19 protein-coding genes are annotated in these 22,064 nt (G+C 57.2%); 8 read left to right on the top strand and 11 right to left on the bottom strand.

Features of this window, described 5'->3' with window-relative positions; translation table 11 throughout:
- Nucleotides 1-69: 69 nt before the first annotated feature.
- Nucleotides 70-882, top strand: coding sequence for a YiiX/YebB-like N1pC/P60 family cysteine hydrolase (locus tag ACZYUB_RS14115; RefSeq protein ID WP_463948861.1), 813 nt, complete (start codon nucleotides 70-72; stop codon nucleotides 880-882).
- On the opposite strand, the gene modF is transcribed toward ACZYUB_RS14115, so the two are convergent.
- Both modF and ACZYUB_RS14105 read right to left on the bottom strand, forming a co-directional pair.
- The gene (modF, locus tag ACZYUB_RS14110) at nucleotides 879-2,336 is read right to left on the bottom strand and encodes a molybdate ABC transporter ATP-binding protein ModF (RefSeq protein ID WP_463948859.1); all 1,458 of its coding nucleotides are present in this window, start codon (nucleotides 2,334-2,336) and stop codon (nucleotides 879-881) included. The genes ACZYUB_RS14115 and modF overlap by 4 nt on opposite strands.
- An 11-nt stretch (nucleotides 2,337-2,347) precedes the next feature.
- Nucleotides 2,348-2,638 (bottom strand): YciI family protein, encoded by a 291-nt coding sequence (locus ACZYUB_RS14105; protein WP_463948857.1) that lies wholly within the window; start codon nucleotides 2,636-2,638, stop codon nucleotides 2,348-2,350.
- Between the two features lie 134 nt (nucleotides 2,639-2,772).
- On the opposite strand from ACZYUB_RS14105, the gene ACZYUB_RS14100 reads away from it, so the two are divergent.
- Complete coding sequence (locus ACZYUB_RS14100) at nucleotides 2,773-3,258, top strand: GNAT family N-acetyltransferase (RefSeq protein ID WP_463948856.1); 486 nt, start codon at nucleotides 2,773-2,775, stop codon at nucleotides 3,256-3,258.
- Nucleotides 3,259-3,319: 61 nt separating this feature from the next.
- Here ACZYUB_RS14100 and ACZYUB_RS14095 read toward each other — a convergent pair whose 3' ends face one another.
- Nucleotides 3,320-3,712 (bottom strand): hypothetical protein, encoded by a 393-nt coding sequence (locus ACZYUB_RS14095; protein WP_463948854.1) that lies wholly within the window; start codon nucleotides 3,710-3,712, stop codon nucleotides 3,320-3,322.
- Nucleotides 3,713-4,212: 500 nt separating this feature from the next.
- On the opposite strand from ACZYUB_RS14095, the gene ACZYUB_RS14090 reads away from it, so the two are divergent.
- Nucleotides 4,213-6,783, top strand: coding sequence for an alpha amylase C-terminal domain-containing protein (locus ACZYUB_RS14090; protein WP_463948852.1), 2,571 nt, complete (start codon nucleotides 4,213-4,215; stop codon nucleotides 6,781-6,783).
- Nucleotides 6,784-6,974: 191 nt separating this feature from the next.
- Here ACZYUB_RS14090 and ACZYUB_RS14085 read toward each other — a convergent pair whose 3' ends face one another.
- Both ACZYUB_RS14085 and ACZYUB_RS14080 read right to left on the bottom strand, forming a co-directional pair.
- A complete protein-coding gene (locus ACZYUB_RS14085; RefSeq protein ID WP_463948850.1) occupies nucleotides 6,975-7,415 on the bottom strand; it encodes a DUF6515 family protein in 441 nt (146 codons plus the stop codon).
- A 193-nt stretch (nucleotides 7,416-7,608) separates the two neighbouring features.
- Nucleotides 7,609-9,459 (bottom strand): M3 family metallopeptidase, encoded by a 1,851-nt coding sequence (locus tag ACZYUB_RS14080; protein ID WP_463948848.1) that lies wholly within the window; start codon nucleotides 9,457-9,459, stop codon nucleotides 7,609-7,611.
- Between the two features lie 239 nt (nucleotides 9,460-9,698).
- On the opposite strand from ACZYUB_RS14080, the gene ACZYUB_RS14075 reads away from it, so the two are divergent.
- The 4 genes from ACZYUB_RS14075 (at nucleotide 9,699) to ACZYUB_RS14060 (ending at nucleotide 13,144) form a co-directional block, all read left to right on the top strand.
- Entirely contained in the window at nucleotides 9,699-10,634 is a 936-nt protein-coding gene (locus ACZYUB_RS14075; RefSeq protein WP_463948846.1) for a substrate-binding domain-containing protein, read from the top strand.
- 19 nt (nucleotides 10,635-10,653) lie between these two features.
- Entirely contained in the window at nucleotides 10,654-11,418 is a 765-nt protein-coding gene (locus ACZYUB_RS14070) for a hypothetical protein (protein WP_463948844.1), read from the top strand.
- A gap of 173 nt (nucleotides 11,419-11,591) precedes the next feature.
- Entirely contained in the window at nucleotides 11,592-12,350 is a 759-nt protein-coding gene (locus ACZYUB_RS14065; protein ID WP_463948842.1) for a ParB-like protein, read from the top strand.
- A gap of 125 nt (nucleotides 12,351-12,475) precedes the next feature.
- Nucleotides 12,476-13,144 (top strand): hypothetical protein, encoded by a 669-nt coding sequence (locus ACZYUB_RS14060; RefSeq protein ID WP_463948840.1) that lies wholly within the window; start codon nucleotides 12,476-12,478, stop codon nucleotides 13,142-13,144.
- A 30-nt stretch (nucleotides 13,145-13,174) separates the two neighbouring features.
- On the opposite strand, the gene ACZYUB_RS14055 is transcribed toward ACZYUB_RS14060, so the two are convergent.
- A complete protein-coding gene (locus ACZYUB_RS14055) occupies nucleotides 13,175-14,575 on the bottom strand; it encodes a nucleobase:cation symporter-2 family protein (protein ID WP_463948838.1) in 1,401 nt (466 codons plus the stop codon).
- 267 nt (nucleotides 14,576-14,842) lie between these two features.
- Between ACZYUB_RS14055 and ACZYUB_RS14050 the strand changes: the two genes are divergently transcribed.
- Nucleotides 14,843-15,160, top strand: a complete 318-nt coding sequence (locus ACZYUB_RS14050) for a hypothetical protein (protein ID WP_463948836.1) — start codon at nucleotides 14,843-14,845, stop codon at nucleotides 15,158-15,160.
- 91 nt (nucleotides 15,161-15,251) lie between these two features.
- Here the strand turns inward: ACZYUB_RS14050 and nirC are convergent, their stop codons facing one another.
- The 5 genes from nirC to hcp form a co-directional block, all read right to left on the bottom strand.
- Nucleotides 15,252-16,073 carry a nitrite transporter NirC gene (gene nirC, locus ACZYUB_RS14045; RefSeq protein WP_463948834.1) on the bottom strand — a complete coding sequence of 274 codons (822 nt, stop codon included), beginning with the start codon at nucleotides 16,071-16,073 and terminating at the stop codon, nucleotides 15,252-15,254.
- A 54-nt stretch (nucleotides 16,074-16,127) separates the two neighbouring features.
- Nucleotides 16,128-16,460 (bottom strand): nitrite reductase small subunit NirD, encoded by a 333-nt coding sequence (gene nirD, locus ACZYUB_RS14040; RefSeq protein ID WP_463948832.1) that lies wholly within the window; start codon nucleotides 16,458-16,460, stop codon nucleotides 16,128-16,130.
- Complete coding sequence (gene nirB / locus ACZYUB_RS14035; protein WP_463948830.1) at nucleotides 16,457-19,015, bottom strand: nitrite reductase large subunit NirB; 2,559 nt, start codon at nucleotides 19,013-19,015, stop codon at nucleotides 16,457-16,459. The genes nirD and nirB overlap by 4 nt, the downstream gene beginning before the upstream one ends.
- 79 nt (nucleotides 19,016-19,094) lie before the next feature.
- Nucleotides 19,095-20,207 carry an FAD-binding oxidoreductase gene (locus tag ACZYUB_RS14030; RefSeq protein WP_463948828.1) on the bottom strand — a complete coding sequence of 371 codons (1,113 nt, stop codon included), beginning with the start codon at nucleotides 20,205-20,207 and terminating at the stop codon, nucleotides 19,095-19,097.
- Nucleotides 20,208-20,381: 174 nt separating this feature from the next.
- Nucleotides 20,382-22,043, bottom strand: a complete 1,662-nt coding sequence (gene hcp / locus ACZYUB_RS14025; protein WP_463948826.1) for a hydroxylamine reductase — start codon at nucleotides 22,041-22,043, stop codon at nucleotides 20,382-20,384.
- Nucleotides 22,044-22,064: the final 21 nt, after the last annotated feature.

Below are 22,064 nucleotides of genomic sequence, written 5' to 3'. Positions count from 1 at the left end.
AGCTCGCCGCACCACCCTGAAACAAACGATATCTGATGTCGGGTCGGTGGCGAACGCAAGGAGGTTGCGATGGCACTACTGGAGCGGATGGGACATGCGTTGGCCAGTTATCTGGCCTCGCCCCAGTCTCGGGATAGTAATCTGCCCACGCTGAGCCCGGAGCTGCTGGCTTCCACGCTGCGCAAGGGCGATGTGTTGCTGATTGAGGGAACCAGCCGTTTCGGTGCTGCCATCAAGTATCTGACCCAATCCACCTGGTCTCATGCCTGCTTGTATATCGGCGATACCTTGCCCTATACGCCGGGTAGCGAGCCCTTGGTCTTGATTGAGGCGGATGTGTTGGCGGGGGTACGGGCGGTCCCATTGAGCATGTATGCTCATGAGCATACCCGGATCTGCCGTCCGGTCGGGATCTCGGAGATGGAGATCAAGCAGCTGATCCAGTACACGGTGCAGCGGCTTGGTGACCATTATGATCTGAAAAACATCCTCGATTTGGCGCGTTATCTGATCCAGACGCCTCCGGTTCCCGCGCGCTGGCGGCGACAACTGTTGGCGTTGGGCAGCGGCGATCCGACCCGCGCCATCTGCTCATCGCTGATTGCCCTGGCATTTCAGCACATCCAGTACCCGATCCTGCCGGAGGTGATCGTCGAGGCGAGTCAGGATCCCCAGTGCCGTCGCTGCAGGCGGGAGCTGTTCCGCATCCGCCATCACAGCCTCTATACCCCGCGAGATTTCGATCTTTCACCCTATTTTCAGGTGGTGAAGCCGACGCTGGAGCGAGGGTTCAATCCTCACTCCGTACTTTGGCAGGAGGACTGGCTGCAGTTGAGTGATCAACGACAGCACACCATCATCGAGGTCAATCCCACCGATTAGTCCAGGCGCTCGCAATGGTAGCTGTACCCGCCCTGTGGTTCTGGAATGAAGCTGAATCTGTGAGTCAGCCCCTCGGGGGCATCCTGCAGATGATGGGAGACAAACAACAGCTGACTGCTTCCTGCCTTCATCAGCAGAGTGATGAATTGACGAACCAACTGCCGATGCAGTGTATCCAGTCCTTGCAGTGGTTCATCGAGGATCAGCAAGGGAGGATGCTTGACCAGGGCCCTGGCAATCAGCAGCAGGCGCTGTTGGCCAAAGGAGAGTGAGTGGAAGGGATGCTGGGCCTGTGCTGTCATGCCGAGTAGAGCCAGCCACTCCTGAGCCAGCTTGAGGCGTTGATCGCCGGGATTTTCGTATAAGCCGATGGAGTCGAAGTAACCGGACAAGATCACGGCCAGTGGCGTGGTACTGACCCGATACTCCAGGTGCAAGGCGGGGCTGACGTAGCCAATCTGTTGTTTGATTTCCCAGATGCTTTCTCCGCTGCCCCGTCGTCGTCCGAACAGGGTCAAATCGTTGCAATAGCCCTGAGGGTGGTCGCCGGTGATCAGCGATAGCAGCGTGGACTTACCGGCGCCATTAGGACCGACGATGTGCCAATGCTCACCAGGATTCAGTTCCCAATCCAGCCGGTTCAGCACGCGTTGCTCGCCATAAACCACATTCAACTGACGCATCCGCACCAAGGGGCCGGTGAAGGCTGGGCGATCCATGTCTGCAGTCGGAGCCGCCGGTAAGCGGATCTGCTGCAGCGCTTCGACATGAGCCAGCTGCGCCATAATCGGGTCAGCAAGCAAGGTAGCCGGGGAGCCGGATCTTAGTAGCTGACAGTCAGCCAGCAGACCCAATTGATCCGCAAATAGCGGGATTTCTTCGAAGCGATTGACGATCAGGACCAGGCTCTGGCCTGCGGCATGTAGCTCGCCCAGTAGCTGCATCAGCTGGCCCCGGGCCTCGATATCTAGACCATCAAAGGGCTCATCCAATACTAACAGTTCCGGCTCGGCCAGTAGAGCTTGCGCTAGCAGCACCTTGCGTCCCTCGCCGCTGGAGAGAAAACGGTAAGGGCGCTCCAAAAGATGACGAATGCCGAGACGACGGCAGAGGATATCGATGGCGTGCGGCTCGGCGATGGCGTGGAGTAGTTCCGCGGCGGTAAAACCTAACTCCTCATCCTCGGTGGCCATATCGGTATTGCGGCGTTGCCAATCCTGCTCGATCAGTGCCTGCTGTTGCTCGAATGAAAGCCGCACCGCAACAGGCTGTTGTCGGCTCTCGCCGCTTGCCAGTGTTAGCTCACCGCATAACGCGCGTGCCAGAGCACTCTTGCCACTGCCATTGTTGCCGACCACAGCGGTACAGGAACCAACGGCGAGTTGAAGATCACCGATCGTGAGTTGTTGCCGACTGGTAATGGCAAAGACGCACTCTTGCCAATCTAAAAGCATGGGGGGCTCCCTCAGGACTGCAGCAAGTCGGTTAATTCCGGAGCCGTCATGGTCGGAGTAAATTCCAGGATCTCGTACTCAGCGGCCTTGGCTTGAGCGAATGGATCCTCATGCAACAGTTGTTCGAGCTGAGCGCGACTGGGCAGCGAGGCCAGGATCACACCGCCGGTTCTCGGCTCCCGGCGACCGGAGAGCAGGAAGTGACCTGCATCATAGTGGCGTTGCAAGAATTCGCGATGGGCAGGGATCAGGGCATCAATTTCGGTCAAGGGGCGGATATAAGTCAGCAGGACGATATACATGGCGTGCTCCTGTACAGGAAGACGAATCGGGGTCTGGAGATATTTGACGCCCGTTAGGGGCCAGGATCAAGCCTGCTGCACCTGGCTTGCCAATCTATTAGGATGAGCACATGCCAAGTAGGAGGGCAGTAAGGATGAATGTCGAGATCAGACGAATTAACTTTTCACACCCCGAGTCAGCTCAAATCCTGGTGGAGCTCCTGGATGCATATGCTCGGGATCCCATGGGTGGGGGTCATGGTTTGGAGCCTGTTGTCAAATCAGTACTTGCGGGCCGATTGGCCGAGGTGCCTGGTGCGGTCGGGCTGCTGGCGTATGTCGACGGTCGGGCTGCGGGGTTAGCCACTGCCTTTGCCGGCTTTTCTACTTTTGCGGCGCGCCCTTTGCTGAATATCCATGACCTGGCGGTGTTGCCCCTGTTCAGGGGACGGGGTGTCGGTCAGGCATTACTGGCGGAATTAGAGCAGATCGCCCACGAGCGAGGCTGCTGCAAACTGACACTGGAGGTGTTGGGTAACAATCAGATAGCGCAGGGCGCTTATCGTAAATTCGGCTTTGCGCCTTACGCGCTGGATGAGGCGGCTGGAGTGGCGCAATTCTGGCAAAAATGGCTGAGGTAACCACTGGCCATCAGACAAGGCAGCCGGTGGCCGGGTCGCGTTAGACTCGCTTGATGAGGACTCAGACTCCGGGATCCAGAAGTAGCGCTCGTCCATATTGGTTAGGAACGAAGGCCAATAACTCTTCGGCGTGGCTGAAGCTCCAGCCACGGCTTTCATGGGCTACTTGTACCTGTGAACCAACTTGCAAATTCATCGGAGCCGGGTTCCCGGCCAGGGTGCGGACCAGTAACTGTTCACCATCACGAGCTTGAAGACGCAGATAGGCCTGATCGCCTTTTTGCTCGATGTCGACCAGCTTCAATTCATGCTGTTCGTTCAACAGGGTATGGGCATCGGCCAGATGACCAACCTGGCTGGTCAAGCCAATCGCCCCGTTTTCATCGGCTTCGGCCAGCAACGGGACACCCGCTAGAGCCAGACCGAGCACCAGATACTGCATAGTCGATTTCATTGGATTCGTTCCCTTACAACCAGGATGGCCCCACTGTAGGGAAAGCCTTAGCAACTGTCAGGCCTGAATGTGGCACGCCGTGGCCTGGATCACGTCAAAACCGACATCCTTTACAATTGAAAACAATTTCATTCACACAAATTACATTTATATCAATGAAGACGCTGACCGACCCTCTAAAAGGTGGATAATGACCGCCACTGAGACCGGTTACACCCATGCCTTCCTCTGTTGACTCGTCAGGTCTCTCGTTTTTTATGATTTAAAATCATCATCTTATGTTTATTCGTTGCAAATTGCGCCGCTGCGTGATTTTTCTCCATGACTCAATGACTGGATTCCACGGGTATCAAATCTGTCTTGCGGCGTATCAATGAATTTGGTGTCTGCAGGCAGCTCATCTCTGTCGAAACGGAATGCAACAGAGATGACGAATAGACGTTCGCAAAGAACGCACTAGGCATTCCACCTTGACGACACAACATGAAGGGAATATCGCAATGAAGAAACTGAAGTTCAGTGCTTTGACGCTGGGCGCAGCCGTCGCTCTGGCGTTGGCCAGCAACGCGGCCAACGCCGGTGTCATGGTGCATCTGTTTCAATGGAAGTTTAATGACATCGCCAATGAGTGTGAAACCGTACTCGGCCCCAAGGGCTTTGATGCGGTACAGATTACGCCGCCGAACGAACACAAACAGGGTTCCGAGTGGTGGAATGTCTACCAACCGGTTTCCTACACCAAATTTACCAGCCGTGGTGGTAACGAAGCTGAGCTCAAGAGCATGATTCAGCGTTGTAAAACCGCCGGGGTCAAGATTTACGTCGATGCGGTCTTCAACCAGATGGCCAGTGGTACCGGCACCGGTACGGCCGGCAGCAGCTATTCCGATCGCAACTATCCCTACCTGGGTTATAACGATTTTCACAGCCCCTGCTCCATCAGTAGCTACGGTGACCGCTATCAGGTACAAAACTGTGGTTTGCTCGGCATGCCGGATCTGAACACTGGATCCAGTTATGTTCAGGGCCAAATCGCCAATTATATGAAAACGCTGACCAGTTGGGGTGTCGCCGGTTTCCGGATTGATGCCGCCAAGCACATGACCACCTCGGATCTGGGCGCTATCTACGCTCAGGCCGGTAATCCGTTCATCTTCCAGGAAGTCATTGGCGCCTATGGTGAACCGATCCAACCGAGTGAATACACAGGTCTGGGTGTGGTGACTGAATTTAAGTACGGTACCGATCTGGCATCCAACTTCAAAGGGCAAATCAAGAACCTGAAGACCTTTGGCGAAAGCTGGGGACTGTTGCCATCCAACAAGGCAGAAGTCTTTGTTGTCAATCATGACCGTGAGCGTGGCCATGGTGGTGGTGGCATGCTGACCTACAAGGATGGCGCCCTGTATAACCTGGCCAACGTCTTTATGCTGGCTTGGCCCTATGGCGAATACCCACAGGTGATGTCCGGTTACGACTATGGTTCGAATACCGATGCCGGTGGCCCAGCGGCAACTGCTTGTTCAGCTGGTTCAGGTTGGAATTGCGAACACCGTTGGAGCAACATAGCCAACATGGTCTCCTTCCATAACGTCACCAAAGATGCACCAAGCGTGCTGAATTGGTGGGATAACGGCAATAACCAGATTGCGTTTGGCCGTGGCGCCAAGGGTTTCATTGTCATCAACAATGAGTCTTCATCGCTGACCAAGACACTGCAGACTGGCTTGCCGGCTGGCAACTACTGCAACATTCTGGCGGGTACCGCCCTGTGTAGCGGTAGCACCATCACCGTGGATGCCAGTGGTAATGCCACCTTCACCGTGGGTGCCATGCAAGCTGCGGCTATCCACATTGGAGCCAAGAGTGACTGTACCAACCCTGCAGGTTGTGTGACGCCCAAGTTCCCGAGCCTGTTTATCCGTGGTACGCAGAATGCGTGGGCAACTACCGCCATGACGGTCAATCCGACCACCCGCGTTTGGGCTGCCGATGTGACCTTTACTGGTGCCGGTGATACTGCAGGGGCGCAACGCTTCAAGTTCGATGTCTATGGCAACTGGACCGAAAACTACGGTGATACCGGTGCCGACGGGGTTCTGGATAAGGCTAGCACCAGTGACATCCTGTTCAGCGGCGTTGGTAAATACCATGTCGAAGTTGATGAAAAGACCATGAAGTATACGCTGACTGCGGTCAGTGGCGGACAAGCTCCTGTGGCGGCGGTCTCACCAAAGACCCAGACCGTCAAAGTGGGTGACACACTAGTACTGGACGCCTCCGGCTCAACCGATGATGGTCAAATCGTCAGCTATAGCTGGTCAACCGGTGGTGTCGGTAAGACGGAAAGCGTCACCTTTAATACCAAGGGCACCCAGACCATCACACTGACAGTGACCGATAATGAAGGGCTGACCTCTACGGCTAGCGCTGTGGTAACGGTCAATGATGCCGGTATCTTCTTGCAGACGCTGCCGACACTCAACTTCCGTGGTACAGCCAACAGCTGGGGTAACGCCGCTATGACGCTGGTTGCTGATCACGTCTGGGAAGCCACTGTGACTTTCGACGGCCAAGCCAACCAGCGCTTCAAGTTCGACGTCAAGGGTGACTGGACGCAGAACTACGGCGATACCAACAAGGACGGCACGGCCGAGCAGGGCGGCGCTGATATCTACAGTACCGTTGTGGGCCAATACAAGGTTCAGTTCAACGACTCGACCCTGAAGTACACGCTGACCAAGGTTTCCGGTAATGATAACCCTATCTATACCGGCAATCTGACCAGCCTCAATTTCCGCGGTACTCCGAACAACTGGGGTTCAACGGCGATGAAACTGGTGGCTAACAATACTTGGCAAGCAACCATCACGTTCACTGGTGCGGGCGATAGTTCTGGAACCCAACGTTTCAAGTTTGATGTTCTGGGCGACTGGACCAAAAACTACGGTGATACCAATGCCGATGGCGTGGCGAACCTGAGCGGTTCGGATATCAAGACCGCAGTTGTCGGCACCTACCTGGTGACCTTCAATGACAGCACCTTGGCTTACTCAATCGCAGCACAATAAAACTATCCTTTGTTTCCACGTTGATCGTATTGCGTCCTCCTCGGAGGACGCTTTTTTTGCGCGATTGGATAGCCTCTTGCGAGGCGTTGACGTTCTTCAGATCGCAAGGCATGCCTTGGATTGCCAACTCGGGCTAGATTTGCACATGTATGACGGTGGTTTGGCGTAAGTGAGGAACATTTTACCAGCGATCATGACTGCGGAGGCGGTACTTCCAGATAGTCACCCTCAGCGGTACGGCGATAGTAGCGCCCATCACGGACATAATAGCGAGCGCCGTTGATGTCCACCCGGGTCAGACCATTCTCGTAATAGGGATTGTCTGTTGCAACTGGTTGGATGACTGCTTGTGGGGGGGGAGCCACCACTTCATAGCGCCCGCCGTGGAGTTGATACCAAATTTCGTTGAACACAAAATAGGTCAAGCCAGCAAACAGCACTGTTTTGTATCCTGGTGGCAAAATATCGACCATCAGACCTGGAGCTGGATGTGGTGACATATATCGATGAGGTTGGGGAGCGAAGCGTCCCGGTTGATCGCGGGGGAAGCCTTCGGGCATTGGAGCGCCCGGTTGCGCCATGGTAGCTGTCGAGACCCACAGACCAACACTGAACCAGATCATGGACTTCATATACAAATTCCTCACTCGATCAGCCGTCTGTGCCAGCATCTCGAGCCTGCCGTTTTATCAAACTTTCCAAGTTCCAAGTATCTGGAATCAGTAGGGACACGAACAAGCGGGTGAGGGGTAAACTTCAGCAAAGAACGTTAATCCTTGTAAGAGAAGGAAAAAAAAGCCCCTTTCGGGGCTTTTTTGTGGGCATCTACCCGTAGTGACTATGGATCCAGGCGGCGAATAGCTCGCACATCTGAGCATCGCTTTCCTGATTGTCGGCAATGAGTTCGCTGCCATGCATCAGGCGGATATGAGCATTCAATGCAAACTCCTCCGTCGGTATCGGGCGTAAGGCGGCGGCTGCAATGCTGGCCTGCGCGGCCTGCCAGCAAGCCTCCACGCTCAGGGTGCAGACGTTGGCGAGATAATCCGGGTTGAATCCTTCGCCGGTCAGGCTGCGCAGGGTCTCGTCGTGGGTCAGTCGATTGCCCGGTTGCCAATAGTGACGCGTCAGGTCTGGCCCTATAGCCGGGTTGTCGGTCAAGTAGCCATCCCGTTGCAAGAAGAAGGCCCGGGTCTGCTCGACCGCCATCAGAGCCAATAGATAGCCATGGTAGGAGCAGGCTGACTCCTGGGAGAGCAAGTGCGGGATCGCCAGCGTCGGACGAGGACTGGCTGCAATGCCGAGAATGCGTTGTTCCACCTCGCGAGCCAGGGTCGTCAGGGCTGCGGGTGTCATCTGCTCGTCGGTCATTTGATAACAGGCCCACTCGAAGTAGGGCACCAGCAAGATGTGACGCTCACCGAAGGCGCGCATCGGTTGCTTGGCGACAATCATCTCGTGGATCAGGCTGGCGGGAATGGGAATGCCTTGCGGGTCGGTGGCGTAGCGGGTCAACCAGTCAGCATCATCTAGCAGACTGTCGCAGAACATGGACTGGGTTTCGGCATAGGCCATGGAAGTCGGGGCGAACTCCTGGGAGAAACAGGGAGCATTTTGCCGGATATTGGCGAAGTGGGCGGCATGGCCTCCTTCATGGAACAGGGTATTGAGACCATTGAGGCCACTGCCAACCTGATCCGGTTTCGCCAGACTGGTGAAATTGATGGTCGCCGGTTGCCATTGACCGGCATTGAGAAATGCCGGTACTGGCCCATGCATAAAGCCATTTTCATACTTGCCGGTACGTTCGAGGAGGTCCAGCGTCAGATTGGCGCCGGAAAAATCGATACGCAAACGCTGAAAGCTGCGGATCCAGCGTGACAGTGCCGAGGCAAACGGCATATAGGCATCCAGCTTGCGGTTAACATCGCCACTGCTGAAGAAGCGTACATTATGGGGCGCAGTTGCGCTTGCTCCGCGTTGTTCCTTGAGTTGTTCAAGACTCCGCTGATTCACATCCCGGGTTTGCTCTTCGAAGCGATCGAGGATGGCAAACAGTTGTTCCGGGGTCATGCGTTCGCTTTTCTGGACCTTGTAGTCAAAGTAGTTGCGATAGCCCAGGCTGCGGGCGAAGCGGTTGCGTTGCTGAATGATAGCGATGAGTCCATGTTCCAGCACCCACTGTTCTACTCCCAGCAGGGCCTGGTGGGAGCTTAGACGCTGCTCCTCCACCTCGTTGGTCGCCAGATTCGTCAGCAGGGCACCTAATGAAGCCTCGACGCGCTCTCCCCTGCCATCCAGGTGGCTGGGTTTGAAGTTCTTGCGACGGGCGAACAGCGCGGCTTCGAGTTCAATCAAGTACTCCAGTTCGGCTTGGGCGCTGGGGTTTTCAATGGCGTTACAGTCAAAAAAGCTGTACCAGCCCCGTAAACCTACGAGTAAATCATCGCGCTCTGTGCTGGGATCTTGCTGCTCCAGACGCTGGATATGGGTGCGCAACTCCCCCAGTCGCTGGCCATTGGCGATGAATTGTTTGTACTGCTTTTCGGCCGCGGCGAAACCTTCGTGATCCTCGCTGATCCCCATATAGGTGTCCCAGAACAGGGTCTCCTTTTGATGGTGAACGGCCAGATAATCGTGGTTGAGTTGGCTGAAATAGGAATGCGCCAGATGCATGGGTAGAAATACTCCAGAGATAAAACGAATGAACCATCAGGATGAATGGTGGCTCTGTGTGGCAAGGGTTCTAAGGTACGCCTTGAATCACATCAAGAAAAGTAGCGAGCACATCGGTTTTTTGTGGTGCCAGTTATCAAAACCAGGCTCTATTTTCAACCGCATAGGGGCCGGTCACTTACACTTGAAGTCAGCAGTTGTTATGGCTTGTCCTTATCCCTCCAAAGAAGGAACACCATATGACGTGGTTGAGACTCTGGTGTTGTCTGCCTCTCTTGTTGTTAACCCAATCCTCATGGGTATGGGCCAGTGAGCCGCCGGCGGTAGCTATTGTGCTGAAGTCGATGCAAAACGAATTTTTCGTTCAGATGGCGGATGGCGCCAAGGCTTACGCCTCCGCACATCCAGAGCAATTACGGTTGACGGTGGAAGGGGTGAAGGCCGAAACCGATGTTTCGGGACAGGAACTGATTATTCGTCGTTTGCTAGAGCAAAAAATAGACGCTCTGATTATCGTGCCGACGGATTCGGTCGCCATGTTGCCGGTGTTGATGCAAGCCATTGCCGCAGGTGTTCTGGTCATCAATATGGATAATAAGTTGGACGACCGGGCCTTGGCTCTGGAGGGTGTTAACATTCCCTTTGTGGGGCCCAGTAACTTTGCTGGTGCGCGTAGTGTTGGTGATTTTGTGGCTAAAAAATTGCCTGCCGGGAGCCGTGTCGGCTTGATTGAAGGGCCTCCCGGCTCCATTAATGCTCGGGCCAGAAGCGATGGTTTTCGCGCTGCTTTGCGGAGCGCCGGTTTGTCCGTGGCGGGCATCCGTTCCGGTTATTGGGATGTGGAGCAAGGTCGTCTGGCGGCTGCCGATTTGCTGCAAGCGGAACCCGGATTGCGTGCCTTACTCTGCGGGAATGACAATATGGCGATTGGGGCCGTCCAGGCGGTGGCTGCCGCAGATAAACAGGGACAGGTGCTGATCGCAGGCTATGACCACATTCCCGGTATTCGCCGTTACCTTCAGGATGGTCGCGTGCTGGTGACTGCGGATCAGTATCCGAACCGACAGGCTGAATATGCGATTGAACTGGCCTTGCACGCGCTCGCGCAAGGGACTAAACAAGCGGACTTACCAGGTATTGTGCAAACACCGGTTCAATTGGTGACTCTGCCGTGATGGCAAAGGAGTAATCCCCGTGAAATGTCTGATCTTTCTTTTGTGGGGCTGCTTACTCACCGGTAGTAGCTGGGCTGCAATTCCGCAGATCGAGGTATATGCCGACCTCTATCCGCCTTTTATTATCCTGCAGGGTGGTCAACTGGGTGGCCCTTACATAGACGCGTTTACGCAATTAGCGAAGGAGCAGGGCATCGATGTGCATTATCAGGCGATGCCGGTTCGGCGCTTGATGAAGCGGCTTGCTGTGCAACCGAACAGTTGTGGCTTGGCTGTTAATTTTGCTCCCGGAGAGGCAGAGACCATTCGTTATATCGGGCGGGTGGCTCCCATTACGCTAGCTGTCTATGCCCGAGCCGGAACAGTCGGCAAGATGGCCAATCTGGAACAGTTGCGTCAGTATCGGGTTGGGGCCATCGATGTGGCCGAATTGAACGAGTTACTGGATAACGCTGCCATCCGCTATGAACCGCTAGCCAAAGCCGGGAATGGAATTGCCATGTTGCAGGCCAACCGTTTTGATCTGCTGGTGAGTGATGTGTTGCCTGAGCTGCTGATGGCCAAGCCGGAGGGGGGGATGATAGAGAGAGTCATGGTTCTGGCGCGAGTCGAACGCTGGCTGGCTTGTCATCCCGAACTTTCACCTGCGACGCTCAATAAGTTACGCAAAGCATTACCCATGGGAGTGTTTGCCGATTCAGTGCAGGGTATCTGGTCTCGTTATGGTTTGTTACCCGTGTATGACCAAGTTCGACGGGAGTGGGGAACGCCGGCTCCGCACTGATTCCAGTCTCGTTTGATATACATCAAGCCCTTGCCTGGTTTTGTGGCGACGGCTCTGTGCTTCATTGCCATCCATTTTTGCCAAGGCGTAGAGTAGCCAGAACTTGATGGTGGACTCGAGCCTCCGCGGATTCTTTGTTGAGCCTCGGTCGGCAAATTATGGCGGAATTACACATGCAGTTGGGCAATTTTCGAAGAGGGTGCCGTGTCGGGTACCGGGTATGGGATGCAATTCGTCGTACCCTGATCTTCATCTTTCTCTCTCTTTGCTCTCCCCTGTTGTGGGCTAAACAGACCGCTGATCCCTGCCAGCCTGATTTGAAGATTGGCAGTGTATGTCGATTAGCCATTAATCAGTTGCATCCGACCCAGCCGGGTGTCGGTTTGCTGCAGGTGCAGACCGAAGCCAAGGCGTTGAAACATAAAAGCGCCAAGAAGTTATGGGCCCTGGCTGAAAAGAAACGCATCCCGGTGGTGATTGGTCCGGATGGTCGTTTCTGGCTGGTGGATCGTCATCATTTGACGCGCACCCTGTGGAGCTTGGGGATGCGGGAGGTCCCCGTGGTGATTGAGGGGATCTTGACCGAACCTGAGCTGTTCTGGTCGCAGATGCAGGCCCATCATTGGGCCTGGCTTAAGGATGAGCGTGGTCATGAGGTCAAGCCTGAGCAGTTGCCCAATCATATCGCGCTGTTACCCGATTATCCCTATCGCTCCCTGGCAGGCTTTGCCGAAGATGCAGGACTGTATGCCAAGCAGGGTCAAATCTACTTCATCGAGTTTGCCTGGGCGCAATATCTGGGGGAAAAACTCAACTGGCGTCAGGTCACGGCGGATAATCTGCCTACCTTGCTCAAAGCCAGTGAGATTCTGGCGTGTTTGCCGGCGGCGGCCACGTTACCCGGCTATCCCGGCCGTGCTTGTGATGAGTGAGCCACCACCAAATTTCAGCTCATCCATCGTTCAAAAAGCAGACAGTTCGCAACCTGCGGATTAATATGGCTCTCATCGTTTAACCTAGACACAGGATCAAGATGCGCTGCTGTATGTGGGGTTGCATGGGGTTGGTATTGTCGGTATTCACCCAGCAGATATCTGCGGGCGAGTATGGTCATTATCATTCCGAGCGGTTGGTGACGATCGACAAGGCGCACACTCGTAGCCAGATTGATTTTGCTTATCTCGACTCGTGGCTGGCCGATTTGGCGGCGCATACCCAGGCCGCCCCATCATCTGGAGGTGATGCCCATCATGAGCGGCAACGGGTGATGGCCGACCTGCAGGCGCTAGAGTCGATTGTCGGGTTAGCGGTACTGGAGCAGGGGACGACCGCGCTGCTCAAGCGTTGTGCCCTGCTGGCAACCATGGGCTATCAGTTGGGGGTTCGCGGTGCGGCCGAGCGTGCCGAGCTGGCCTTCAATCGCTGGTTGTTGCAAAGCCCGGAAGACGGGGATGCCCTCTACCGCTATGGCCAGTTCCTGTTGGCCTCGGGTCATCACAAGCGTGCCGTTTTCTATCTGGAAAAGGCGTTCGGGCGTGGCGTGTTGGAGGCCGAATTGTCTTTGGCGATGGCCCTGCAACGCAGTGGCGAGCCCCAACAAGCCGACGAACATCTGCGGCACTTCCGCTTGACCCATCCCAATCACCCAGCGCTTGGCTCCATGCTCACACAAGTTCCGAGCATGGCGGGCACAGCTTCAGGCCATCAAGACAAAGGGGCGCTCTAGCGCCCCTGATTTTTTAGGCCGTTGCAGAGGTTAGCTGGCAACCACTACTTTGCGGCGGGGCAGCAACAGGTTCAGTACCATGGCGGTGATGCCACCGGTGGCGACGCCAAAGGAGAGCACGCTCTTGAGCAACTCCGGCAGGTGTTGCAGCACTTCCGGTACCTGCGCCACTCCCAGGCCCATGGCCAGGGAGACCGCCAAAATCATCAGAGCGCGCCGATCCAGCACTTCGCGGGAGATGATACGCACCCCGGCGGCGGCTATGGTGCCGAACATCACGACGGTGGCACCGCCCAGAACCGGCTCCGGAATTTGCTGGATAAAGGCCGCCACACCAGGCAGCAGACCCAGCAACGCCAGCATGGCAGCGATGAAGAAACCGATATAGCGACTGGCCACGCCGGTCAGCTGGATGACGCCATTATTTTGGGCAAACACCGACATCGGGAAGGTGCCGACCACGGCGGCCAGCATGGAGTTGAGACCGTCGGAGAGTACGCCGCCCTTGATGCGGGCCATATAAACCGGGCCATCGACCGGCTCGCCGGAGACATCGGAGGTGGCGGTCATGTCACCTATGGCTTCCAGGGCCGTCACCACAAAGATGACGGTGATCGGAATGAAGAATTGCCAGTCAAAGCCGATGCCAAAGCGGAAGGGTTGCGGCACGGCGATCCAGGCCTCGGCGCCTTGCAGCGGGTTGAGTCGTCCCATGAAGAAGGCGGCGATATAACCGACCAGCATGGCGATGACGATGGCCGAGAGTCGCAACCAGGGGTTCTGGCTGCGTTGCAGCAGCACTATGGTCACCAGCACCAGCAGTGATAGGCCGAGGTTTTCGCCACTGCCGAAGCTACCGTTCCCCATGGCGGCAAAACCGCCGCCCATGCTGATAAGACCGACCTTGATCAGGGTCAGACCGATGAGTAGCACGACGATGCCAGTGACCAGCGGGGTGATAACCTGACGGATCAGATGCAGGCAGCGACTGACGATGATCATGCTGATAGCCGCGATCAGTATGGTGCCAAACAGGGTGCCGAGCATCTGTTCGGTTGGCATAGCCGCCTGCTTGAGGGCCAGACCCGAGGCGATAATGGGCCCTAAAAAGTTGAAACTGGTGCCCTGCACAGAGAGCAGACCCGAGCCCACAGGACCGAAGCGCCGACTCTGGATAAAGGAGGCAACCCCGGACATCAACAGCGACATGGAGACGATATAGCGGGTGTCCTCGCCGCTGAGTCCCAGTGCGTTGGCAATGATCAGTGGCGGGGTGATGATGCCGACAAACATGGCCAGCATATGTTGCAGGGCGGCAAAGACAGTCTGCGGCAGCGGTGGTCTGGCATCCAGGCCATAGACCAGATCATGATGTGAATTTGACGCCGGGCGTGGGCTTGCCGCGGTATGGGGTGACGATTGGGTATCCATAAACTTCTCGTTGGCAATGAAGGGAGGGGTTTGAAAATGGGCGATATTTTAGGCGCTTGTGCTGGGAGATCCAGTTTTATATCTGATTGATTCTATTAATTTTGCTAAATAGCCAAACGTTTGTCTCTCCTGGGGCAGATCGTGGCGTGGTTCCTGCTGATGTTACGGATCCTGGGGCCGCTAACTGGAATTTTTGTGTCACTCATCCAGATTGGCAAATCTTGTGCATAATGCTGGGCATGGGTTCAAGAAGCGTGGAGGCTGTTCATGAAACGTAGGATGACTTGGGGCGTGTCACTGTTGCTGGTGGGGATGCTTGCGGCGTGTGACCGGACCAGTCCATATGACAAAGGGCCTGCCAACGAGGGCAACGTCTCTGTGATGGCCAATGAGGGGCGTCTGGTTGGACGCGGACACATGGAGGTCGACGGTCATGTGGTCGCGGTGAAGATGAGCCGGGTCAGTGTCGATGGCAAGGATTATGGTGCTGTCACCGAAGGCTCGGAGATCTACTACCGCAGCAATGGTGATTTTCATCAACTGCTGGTCAATGGCGAAGAGCGTCACCCCACCAAGAAGAAGTAACCCGCCAGCCGGGCGTGTACAGAGGGATATCATCAGCAAACGCCGGTGCAGGTATGCACCGGCGTTTGTGTTTGTGGAGTGGGTTACCGGGTTACGCGGTTTGTTCGTTGGCCGCGACGGGTGCGGCAGTCGCGCCGCGAGCCTGGGGGCGTTGCGCCGCCGGAGTGGCATACCAGTAGCCCAGACCCATGAAGATCACGCCGGAGAGCGTATTGCCGATCGTCACCCACAGCAGGTTGTAGCCGATGCCGGAGAGGCTGTAGTCCGGTCCGTGGGCGCCAAACCAGGAGAGAGCAAACAATGTCATATTGGCGATGGAGTGCTCGTAACCGGAGGCGATAAAGGCCAACAGACACCACCAGATGGCGATGAACTTGGCGCTGCCTTCCACCCGTTGGCACATCCAGATCGCAAGACAAACCAGCCAGTTACACAGCATGCCCTTGGCCAGCAAGACCATGACCGGCAACTGGGTCTTGGCCAGTGCGGCCGAGTGCAGCAGGCTGCTGGCATCGGGCAGTAACTTGCCGCCACCACTTTGCAAGAACAGCCAGGCGACTAACACAGAGCCGAGCAAATTGCCGGCCCAAGATTGCAACAGGGCGCGGGAGGCTTGTCCGATGCTGACACGACCGGCTTTTACTCCGAAGGTCAGGAACATGGTGTGGCCGGTATAGAGCTCGGCACCAGCATTGATCACCAGCGTCAGGGCGATGCCGAAGGTGGCGCCCATCACCAAAGGACGCAGGGCCGGATCGACCAGATTACCCAGGGTGAAGATCAGGATGATCCCCAGCCCCACATAGGCCCCGGCCATGGCCGAGGCCACCCAGAAGCCGAACGGGTTTTGCCGGTCGAGTTTGACGATTCGCTCGGCGGTGGCCGCGCACTTGTTGATGGTGTCCGTAAACATGGAGTGCTCCTTGAGATTGAATAGCGCGGGATGCACGCATCCCGCGACAGAAGATTAGATCGCTATCTGCACCTGACCGGCTGCCACGCGCACCGGGAAGCTGCGCACCGAAAAGTCACCGTTTTCCAGACAGTGACCATCCCGCAGGCGGAAGTGTTGTTTCTTCACCGGGCTGGCGACCCAGAGTTCGCCCTGATGCTCGGCAATCAAGCCACGACTGAGCACGCTGGCCTGGGCAAACGGGTCGATATTGTCCAGGGCAAACAGCTCGTCATTGAGCCGGGGACGAAAAATGGCAATTTGCTGCACCCCCAACAGGGCGCAGACGCCGGTACCTGGAACTATGGCGTCCAGGGAACAAATCGTGGTCCAGTTCGGGTTGCTCATGGCTGCTCCTCCAGGTGGATCTGATAGACAGGGATACGTTCGGCTGGTGCGGCGGGTCTGTGCTGGTGGCGTTCGGCGACAAATTGCACCAGGGGATCCGGCTGCGGGCTGTTGATGAAGTGGGCAAAGCGTGGCAACTGGCTGACATCGGCGACTGTCTGTTGCCATTCACAGGCATAGTCGGCGCGTACCGCCGCCAGATCGGCTTCCAGCTCGGCGGCGAGACCCAGCTTGTCCTCGAGGATGACGCCGCGCAGGTAGTCGAGACCGCCCTCGAGGTTGTCCAGCCAGCTGGCGGTACGCTGCAATTTGTCCGCGGTACGGATGTAGAACATCAAGAAGCGATCTATGGTGCGGATCAGGGTCTCTTTATCCAGATCGCTGGCCAGCAGATCGGCATGGCGCGGTTTCATGCCGCCGTTGCCGCCGACATACAGGTTCCAGCCCTTGTCAGTCGCTATGATGCCGACATCCTTGCCCTGGGCTTCGGCACACTCACGGGTACAGCCGGAGACCCCGAACTTCATCTTGTGCGGGGAGCGGATCCCCTTGTATCTGTGCTCCAGTTCGACCCCCAGACCGACGCTGTCCTGCACGCCGAAACGGCACCAGGTGCTGCCGACGCAGGTCTTGACCATGCGCAAGGCCTTGGCATAAGCCTGACCGGTTTCGAACCCGGCGGCGATGAGTCGACTCCAGATGGCGGGCAAATCATCTTTATGAGCGCCGAACAGGCCGATGCGCTGGGCGCCGGTGATCTTGGTATACAGCTTGTAATCCCGCGCCACCTCGGCCACCACCATCAGGCCCTCGGGGGTGACTTCGCCACCGGCCATCCGCGGGATCACCGAGTAGGTGCCATCTTTTTGCATGTTGCCAAGGAAGATGTCGTTGGTGTCCTGCAGCCCGGTCAGTTGGGGAGAGAGCACATACTCATTCCAGCAGGATGCCAGAATGGAGCCTATGGTCGGTTTGCACACCTCGCAGCCATAGCCGTGGCCGTGTTGCGCAATGGCCTGCTCGAAACTTTTGATTTGGCCTACCTTGATGAGGTGGAACAGCTCCTGGCGGGAGTAGGGGAAGTGTTCGCAGAGGTGATTCTTGACCTCGACCCCCTGCTTGGCCAGTTCACTGTTGAGCACCTGGGTGATGAGGGGCACGCAGCCGCCACAACCGGTTCCGGCTTTGGTCTCGGCCTTGAGGGCGGCGAGCGTGTGGTGACCCGCGGCCACGGCGGCGGCGATGCGTCCCTTGGTGACATCAAAACAGGAGCAGATCTGGGCGCTATCCGGCAGGGCATCGACGCCCAGCGTCGGTTTGGCACCGGCATAGGCGGGCAGGATCAGGCTATCCGGATGGGCCGGTAATGGCAGCCCGTTAAGCTTCATCTGCAGCAGATTGCCGTAATCCTCCACATCGCCCACTAGCACGGCGCCGAGCAGGCTCTGGCCATCGGCGCTGACCACGATCTTCTTGTAGATCCCCGCGTGATCATCCTGGAATACATAGCTATGGCTGCCGGGCGTGCGACCGTGGGCATCACCGATTGAGCCGACTGAAACCCCAAGCAGTTTCAGCTTGGCACTCATATCGGCGCCTTCGAAGCGACTGTTGCCGCCGAGCAGCTGATCGACCACGATTTGGGCCATCTTGTAACCCGGGGCGACCAGACCGAAGAAGCGGCCCTGCCAGGCGGCACATTCGCCGATGGCATAAATATGCGGATCCGAAGTGACGCAGTGATCATCGATGACGATACCGCCCCGTTCGGCAATCGCCAGCTGGCTGTAGCGCCCTAGCGTGTCTTGCGGGCGGATGCCGGTGGAGAACACCACCACATCCACTTCCAATTGGCTGCCATCGGCAAAGTTCAGGCGGTGGGCAGCGGTTTTGCCGCCGTGCATCAGGATCTCCTGAGTGCTCTTGCCGGTATGAACCTGTACCCCCATGGCCTCAATCTTGCGGCGTAACAGTTCACCGCCCATGCGATCCAGCTGTTCGGCCATCAGCACGGGTGCAAACTCCACGACATGGGTTTCCAGCCCCAGCGCCTTAAGGGCGCCAGCGGCTTCCAGGCCCAGCAAGCCACCACCGATGACCACGCCACTCTTGCCCTGCTTGGCGGCGGCGCGGATGGCTTTGAGATCTTCGATGGTACGGTAGACGAAACATTCATGATGGCTGCTGCCGGTGATCGGCGGCACCCAGGGGTAGGAGCCGGTGGCCAGGATCAGGGCATCGTACTCGACGACTGTGCCCTTGTTGGAATGCACCAACCGCTGAGCCGTGTCGATCTGCTTGACCGCCTCATGGAGCAGCACGCGGATGCCCTGCTTCTCGTAGAAGCCGGGCTTGACCAGGGAGAGCTCCTCGCTGGTGTGATGAGAGAAATAGGAAGAGAGGTGAACCCGGTCATAGGCCAGACGGGGTTCGGCACAAAACACGGTGATCTCGAATTGGCCCGCATCGCTGCGCTCACAGAGTTCTTCTAAAAAACGGTGTCCGACCATGCCGTTGCCGACGACGACCAGACGCTGCTTGGGAGGAGTGTGCATTGTTTGGATCCTTCTAATCGGCGCCCCGCCGACGGAGCGCACTGATAAACCATCAATAGGGTCTGCTGTTGGCAGAGGCTTAGCCCAGGGTGACTTGCAGGTCACTGCGCGGCGTACTGGCGCAGGCGAGCACATAGCCTTCGGCAATCTGCTCGGCGCTCAGGGCCAGTTGCGGGCCGCTTTCGACCTCGCCCTGCTCGAGCTTGCACTTGCAACTGCCACAGACCCCGGCCCGGCAGGCACCGATGATCGGCAATCCTTCGCGCTCCAGAGCGGCCAGCAAGGTCTCATCCGCGCCGATATGGCTCTGATGGCCAAAGGCCGGGACCGACAGGCTGAAGCCGGGAGCCGACAGGCCGACATCGGCAGTGGCGCCCTGTGGCCTGGTACCGACATGAGGGGCTGGTCCCGGGGCGATACTGGGTGAAAAATCTTCCTGATACAGGGCAATGTGCTGATAGGCCGCTGCAGCCAACAGCTCCTTGACCGAATTCATGTAACCGCCGGGACCACACAGGAAGATGGCGTAATCGCTCAGCGGTGCCGTGAGCTGGGCGAGCAGTTCGGCACTCAGACGCCCTTCGTGGCACGGCAGATCGCTCGTGGCCTGCTCGAGCAGCAGAGTCAGATGAAAATTGGGATGATGCTGGGCCCAGTGCAGCAGTTGTTGCCGGGCGATGAGATCACCGGCGTGACGTGCACTGTGCACGAAATGGATCTGGCAATCGGCATGCAGATCCAGCAGGGTGCGGCTGATGGAGAGCATGGGGGTGATGCCGCTGCCGCCGCTGAGCAGCAGCAGATTGCGGGGTAGGGTGTCGGGCAGATGAAACTGGCCGCTGGGAGCCAATGCTCGCAGGGTCATCCCCGGCTGCAGGGTGTCCAGTAAATAGTTGGAGACACGTCCACCTGCGACTCGCTTGACGGTAATGGCCAGCGTGTTGGGACGGGTGGGGGCGGAGGAGAGTGAATAGGCGCGATGGAGGCGCTCTCCGTCGAGCGTGACGCTCAACAGTAAAAATTGACCGGGCCGATAGTGAAAACGGCTCGGTTGGGCATGGGTCTGAAACACCAGGGTGGTGGCGGTGATGGTATCGCCATCCCGGGTTTCATCCTGCCGGTGCAGACATATCAGTTCACGTTCGCCCTCGCTCCAGAGTGGGGCTGTGAGCAGAGTTGAAAGTGGCATCATAACGGGTTCCTGTCGGTAGCTGACCGTTGCTACGGTCGTTCTCTCTCGGTAATCCCTGATCGTTGGGCAATTTCTGGTCGTTCGGTTATCGCCGGATCGTTCAGTCATCAGGCTGTCGCCGCGGGTGAACAGAAATAATGGCCCTCGGCTCTCGAGGAGCAGAGGGCCAGCCCATCAGGCGGCCAGCATATCGGCCAAGTCCTGTTCAACGGTGCCAATCAGTTTCAGATCGAAGTTCTCCTGCAGATAGGCCAGCAGGTTCGGTGTCAGGAAGCCCGGTACGGTCGGACCGACGCGAATGCCCTTGATGCCCAGGGAGAGCAGGGTCAGCAGGATGACAATCGCCTTCTGCTCGAACCAGGAAAGCACCAGGGAGAGTGGCAGCTCGTTGACGCCACAACCGAATTCGTTGGCCAGGGCGATGGCCAACTGGATGGCTGAGTAGGCATCGTTGCACTGGCCAACATCCAGGAAACGCGGAATGCCGTTGATGTCGCCGTATTCGAAGGTGTTGAAACGGAACTTGCCACAGGCCAGGGTCAGGATCACACAGTCGTCCGGTACCGCCTTGGCCATGTCGGTGTAGTAGCTGCGCTCGGACTTGTCACCATCGCAGCCGCCGATCAGGAAGAAGTGCTTGATGTTGCCGGCCTTGACCTGATCGATCACCGCCGGAGCCGCCGCCATCAACGCGTTGCGGGCAAAGCCGGTACTGGTGTAAGCCGGTATCTCGCTATGCGGGTAGCCGGCCAGAGATTGTGCCTTGGCGATCACCTCCGAGAAGTCATCTCCTTCCAGGTGGGTGACTCCGGGCCAGCCGACGATGCTGCGGGTGTAGATCCGATCCCGGTACTGACCGACATCCGGATTGATGATGCAGTTGGAGGTCATGACGATGGCCCCGGGGAAGGCGGCAAACTCTTTTTGCTGGTTTTGCCAGGCGGTGCCGTAGTTGCCGACCAGATGGGGATACTTCTTCAATTCCGGGTAGCCGTGGGCGGGCAGCATTTCACCATGGGTGTAGACGTTGATGTCGGTGCCGACGGTTTGCTCGAGGATCTTCTGCAGATCATGCAGATCGTGGCCGGAGACCAGGATGGCTTTACCCGCCACCGCCTTGATATTGACCTGTACCGGCTCGGGGTGACCGAAGGTTTCGGTTTCGCCTTTGTCCAGCATGGCCATGATGCGGTAGTTCATGGTGCCGATGCGCATGGCACAGGCCAGCAGTTCGTTCATATCGCTCGGATCGGTGCCGAGCCAGGCCATGATGTCGTGGAATTCGGCACCGACCGCATCATCCTGCTCACCCAGCACCCGGGCGTGTTCCATGTAGGCGGCGGCGCCCTTGAGACCATACAGACACAGCAGGCGCAGGCCGAGAATATCGGCTCCGACTTCGCTCAGGCCGCGATTGACCGCGGCACTGGGAGCCAGGGTCAGCAGGGTGGCTTTTTCGCTGGTCAGCTCGACGGCGGCAGGACCTGTCATCAGGGTCGGGGTTTGACGGGCGGCCAGACAGGCAGCTTCATAACGCTCCTTGAGACTGGCACGGTTACGCTGTGCTTCATCGATGAAGGCGATGATGCGTTGGCTATCGAAGTTGACGTTGGTCAGAGTGGCAAAGAAGGCCTGACAAACATAGGCGTCGATGCTGCGATCTACAATGCCAAACTCCCGGGCCTTGAGGGCGTAGGCGCTGACACCCTGCAGCAGATAGATGAGTACATCCTGCAGATCCGAAACTTCACTGGTCTTGCCGCACATGCCCATGGCGTAGCTGCAACCAGTGGCAACCGGGGTTCGAATGGTGTGTTCACATTGGACGCAAAACATGGAGAGCTCCTTGCACAAATC

Source organism: Pseudaeromonas sp. HNCC25DJ182 (assembly GCF_055413365.1).
The sequence above is the reverse complement of the archived record's forward strand: the minus strand, read 5'-3'. Positions and strand labels throughout refer to the sequence as shown.

What these genes read in the sequence shown, in the direction of transcription:
- ACZYUB_RS14115 (WP_463948861.1), top strand. Translation starts at nt 70, where the DNA reads ATGGCACTACTGGAGCGGATGGGACATGCGTTGGCCAGTTATCTGGCC.
- ACZYUB_RS14030 (WP_463948828.1), bottom strand. Translation starts at nt 20,207, where the DNA reads ATGATGCCACTTTCAACTCTGCTCACAGCCCCACTCTGGAGCGAGGGC.
- ACZYUB_RS14050 (WP_463948836.1), top strand. Translation starts at nt 14,843, where the DNA reads ATGAAACGTAGGATGACTTGGGGCGTGTCACTGTTGCTGGTGGGGATG.
- ACZYUB_RS14055 (WP_463948838.1), bottom strand. Translation starts at nt 14,575, where the DNA reads ATGGATACCCAATCGTCACCCCATACCGCGGCAAGCCCACGCCCGGCG.
- ACZYUB_RS14095 (WP_463948854.1), bottom strand. Translation starts at nt 3,712, where the DNA reads ATGAAATCGACTATGCAGTATCTGGTGCTCGGTCTGGCTCTAGCGGGT.
- nirC (WP_463948834.1), bottom strand. Translation starts at nt 16,073, where the DNA reads ATGTTTACGGACACCATCAACAAGTGCGCGGCCACCGCCGAGCGAATC.
- modF (WP_463948859.1), bottom strand. Translation starts at nt 2,336, where the DNA reads ATGCTTTTAGATTGGCAAGAGTGCGTCTTTGCCATTACCAGTCGGCAA.
- ACZYUB_RS14105 (WP_463948857.1), bottom strand. Translation starts at nt 2,638, where the DNA reads ATGTATATCGTCCTGCTGACTTATATCCGCCCCTTGACCGAAATTGAT.
- nirD (WP_463948832.1), bottom strand. Translation starts at nt 16,460, where the DNA reads ATGAGCAACCCGAACTGGACCACGATTTGTTCCCTGGACGCCATAGTT.
- hcp (WP_463948826.1), bottom strand. Translation starts at nt 22,043, where the DNA reads ATGTTTTGCGTCCAATGTGAACACACCATTCGAACCCCGGTTGCCACT.
- ACZYUB_RS14080 (WP_463948848.1), bottom strand. Translation starts at nt 9,459, where the DNA reads ATGCATCTGGCGCATTCCTATTTCAGCCAACTCAACCACGATTATCTG.
- ACZYUB_RS14090 (WP_463948852.1), top strand. Translation starts at nt 4,213, where the DNA reads ATGAAGAAACTGAAGTTCAGTGCTTTGACGCTGGGCGCAGCCGTCGCT.
- ACZYUB_RS14075 (WP_463948846.1), top strand. Translation starts at nt 9,699, where the DNA reads ATGACGTGGTTGAGACTCTGGTGTTGTCTGCCTCTCTTGTTGTTAACC.
- nirB (WP_463948830.1), bottom strand. Translation starts at nt 19,015, where the DNA reads ATGCACACTCCTCCCAAGCAGCGTCTGGTCGTCGTCGGCAACGGCATG.
- ACZYUB_RS14085 (WP_463948850.1), bottom strand. Translation starts at nt 7,415, where the DNA reads ATGAAGTCCATGATCTGGTTCAGTGTTGGTCTGTGGGTCTCGACAGCT.
- ACZYUB_RS14100 (WP_463948856.1), top strand. Translation starts at nt 2,773, where the DNA reads ATGAATGTCGAGATCAGACGAATTAACTTTTCACACCCCGAGTCAGCT.
- ACZYUB_RS14065 (WP_463948842.1), top strand. Translation starts at nt 11,592, where the DNA reads ATGCAGTTGGGCAATTTTCGAAGAGGGTGCCGTGTCGGGTACCGGGTA.
- ACZYUB_RS14060 (WP_463948840.1), top strand. Translation starts at nt 12,476, where the DNA reads ATGGGGTTGGTATTGTCGGTATTCACCCAGCAGATATCTGCGGGCGAG.